We start from the raw sequence: 3407 nt of genomic DNA on the forward strand, positions 1-3407 counted from the left end.
CGGCTACCGGTACCCGTCGCATCGAGCGTCGGGAACAGGCCCGCGCGCGTGATCTGGTACTGCGCGCGCGCCGCCTCGATGTTCAGCACTGACACGCGCAGGTCGCGGTTGTTTTTCAGCGCGATCTCGATCAGCCGCTGCAGGCGCGGATCGACGAAGAACTCGCGCCAGCCGATGGCGGTCGCAGCTTGCCCGTTCGCGCTGCGCGCGCCGGCCGCACCCGGCTGCGTCGCGTAGACGCCGCTGGCCGGGTACGCCTGTGCGACAGGTGCATCGGGCCGCTTGTAGTGCGGCGCCATCGTGCAGCCCGTGGCGAACAACGCGGCAGCCAATGCGGCCGCGGTTGCAGTCAAAGCGTGTTTTTGCATCGTTACTGCCCCTTCGAATCGTGTGCGTCGTCGTGACCGCGCTGCAGGTCGCCCTGCACGAGACGCCATGCGTCGTCGACGTTTTCCGTCTCGCCGCTGAAGATCGCGCGAACCCGCACGAAGAACATCGGGATCATGAAAATCGCGAGGAACGTCGCCGTGATCATCCCGCCGATCACGCCCGTGCCGATCGCGTGCTGGCTCGCCGAGCCCGCGCCGTTGCTGATCGCAAGCGGCAACACGCCCAGCATGAACGCGAGTGACGTCATCAGGATCGGACGCAGCCGCAGGCGCGCCGCCTCGATCGCCGCGCGCACCGGCCCCATGTTCTCGCTCGCCTGCAACTCGCGTGCGAACTCGACGATCAGGATCGCGTTCTTCGCGGACAGGCCCACGGTGGTCAGCAGGCCGACCTGGAAGAACACGTCGTTCTCGAGACCGCGCAGCATCGTCGCGAGCAGCGCGCCGACCACGCCGAGCGGCACCACCATGATCACCGAGAACGGGATCGACCAGCTTTCATACAGCGCTGCCAGACACAGGAACACGACGAGGATCGAGATCGCATACAGGATCGGCGCCTGCGAGCCCGACTGGATTTCCTGGAACGACAGGCCCGTCCACGAGTAGCCGATACCTTCCGGCAGCTTGCTCGCGAGCGCTTCCATTGCGGCCATCGCCTGGCCAGTCGACTTGCCCTCCGCGGCCTGCCCCTGGATCTCGATCGACGACACGCCGTTGTAGCGTTCGAGCTTCGGCGAACCGTAGCTCCAGTGGCCGGTCGAGAACTCACTGAACGGCACCATGCCACCCGCGCTGTTGCGCACATACCAGATGTTCATGTCTTCCGGCGTCATCCGGAACGGCGCATCCGACTGCACGTACACCTTCTTGATCCGGCCATCCGTATCCAGGAAGTTGTTCACATACTGCGATGCCCACGCGATCGAGAACGTCTGGTCGATCGCAGCCGCCGTCACGCCGAGCGCGTTCGCCTTCTCGCGGTCGATGTCGACCTTGTACTGCGGCGTATCGTTCAGGCCGTTCGGGCGCACCAGCGCCAGCGAGGGATCCTTCGCGGCCATCCCGAGCAACTGCCCGCGCGCGGCCATCAGCGCTTCGTGGCCGAGACCGGCGTTGTCCGTCAGCTCGAAGTCGAAGCCGGCGGCCGTACCGAGCTCGGGAATCGACGGCGGGTTGAACGGGATCACCATCGCGTCCTTGTACTGCGCGTAGTGCGCGAAGGTCCGGCCGATCAGCGCCTGCACCTTCTGGTCCGAACGCTGGCGATGCTCGTACGGTTTCAGCTTCACGAACACGAGACCGGCGTTCTGGCCGCGGCCCGCGAAGCTGAAGCCGTTGACCGTGAACACGGAATCGACCACATCCTTCTCCGTGGTGGTCAGGTACGTGTTGATGTTGTCGAGCGTCTTGCCGGTCGTTTCCTGCGTGGAGCCGGACGGCGTCTGCACGATCATGAACATGTAGCCCTGGTCTTCATCCGGCAGGAACGACTTCGGCAGGCGCACGAACATCACGCCGACCGCAATGAACACGGCCAAGTAGATCACGAGCCAGCGTCCCGAGCGACGAATCACGTGGTTCACACCGCCCGTATAGCGGTCGCGACTGCGATCGAAGGTCCGGTTGAACCAGCCGAAGAAACCCTTCTTCTCCTCGTGATGCCCTTGCGGAATCGGCTTGAGGATCGTCGCGCACAGTGCCGGCGTCAGAATCAACGCGACGAGCACCGACAGCACCATCGCCGACACGATCGTCAGCGAGAACTGACGATAGATCGCACCGACCGAGCCACCCGAGAACGCCACCGGCACGAACACCGCCGACAGCACGAGCGCCACGCCGACGAGTGCGCCGGTGATCTGGCCCATCGCCTTGCGGGTCGCCTCCTTCGGTGACAGCCCCTCTTCCGCCATCACGCGCTCGACGTTCTCCACCACCACGATCGCATCGTCGACCAGCAGGCCGATCGCAAGCACGAGACCGAACATCGACAGCGTGTTGATCGAGAAGCCGGCGAGCCCCATGATCGCGAACGTACCGAGCAGCACGACCGGCACCGCGATCGTCGGGATGATCGTCGCCCGCAGGTTCTGCAGGAACAGATACATCACGAGGAACACCAGCACGATACCTTCGAGCAGCGTCTTGACCACTTCCTCGATCGACAGGCGCACGAACGGCGTCGTGTCGTACGGATAGTGGACGACGAGACCGTGCGGGAAGTACTTCGACAGCTCCTGGATCTTGGCCCGCAGCGCGTTCGCGGTTGCCAGCGCGTTCGCGCCGGTCGCGAGCTGGATGCCGAGGCCGGCCGTCGGCTGCCCCATGTACTTCGTGTCGAACGTGTAGTTCTCGGAGCCGAGCGCCGCGCGGCCGACGTCCTTCAGGCGCACTTGCGAACCGTCCTGGTTGACCTTCAGCAGGATGTTGCCGAACTGCTCGGGCGTGCGCAGCAGCGTCGATTCGGTGATCGTCGCCTGCAGCATGGTGCCCGGCTTCGCCGGCGTACCGCCGATCTGGCCGCCCGCGATCTGCACGTTCTGCTGCGTGATTGCGGCCGTCACGTCGGTCGGCGTGAGGCTGTAGTTGGTCAGCTTGACGGGGTCGAGCCAGATGCGCATCGAGAACTGCGAACCGAGCAACAGCGTCTGGCCGACGCCGTTCACACGGCTGAGCGGATCGAGCACGTGCGACGCCACGTAGTTCGTCAGGTCCTCCTTCGACATGCTGCCGTCTTCGGAGTTGAACGCGAACCACATCAGCCAGTTGCTGCTCGACTTCGTGACCTGCATGCCGAGCTGCTGCACGACCTGCGGCAGGTTCGGCGTCGCGAGCGACAGCTTGTTCTGCACCTGCACCTGCGCGACGTCCGGATTGGTGCCCGGCGAGAAGGTCAGCGTGATCGTCGCGTTGCCCGAGTCATCGCTCGTCGACGACATGTACAGGAAGTTGTCGAGACCGCTCATCTGCTGCTCGATCACCTGCGTCACCGTGTCTTCCACCGTCTTCGCGGAA

Annotated in this window: 2 protein-coding genes; both read right to left on the reverse strand. The window is 64.7% G+C overall.

Annotation, left to right across the window (positions count from 1 at the left end):
- On the reverse strand, window positions 1–368 hold a 368-nt coding region (locus LGN19_RS39375), incomplete at its 3' end, for a TolC family protein (RefSeq protein WP_226220235.1).
- Window positions 369–370: 2 nt separating this feature from the next.
- Window positions 371–3407: efflux RND transporter permease subunit (locus tag LGN19_RS39380; RefSeq protein WP_226220237.1), on the reverse strand; the 3037-nt coding region annotated here is incomplete at its 5' end.

Source organism: Burkholderia sp. AU30198, assembly GCF_020419825.1.
Classification (GTDB): Bacteria; Pseudomonadota; Gammaproteobacteria; order Burkholderiales; family Burkholderiaceae; genus Burkholderia.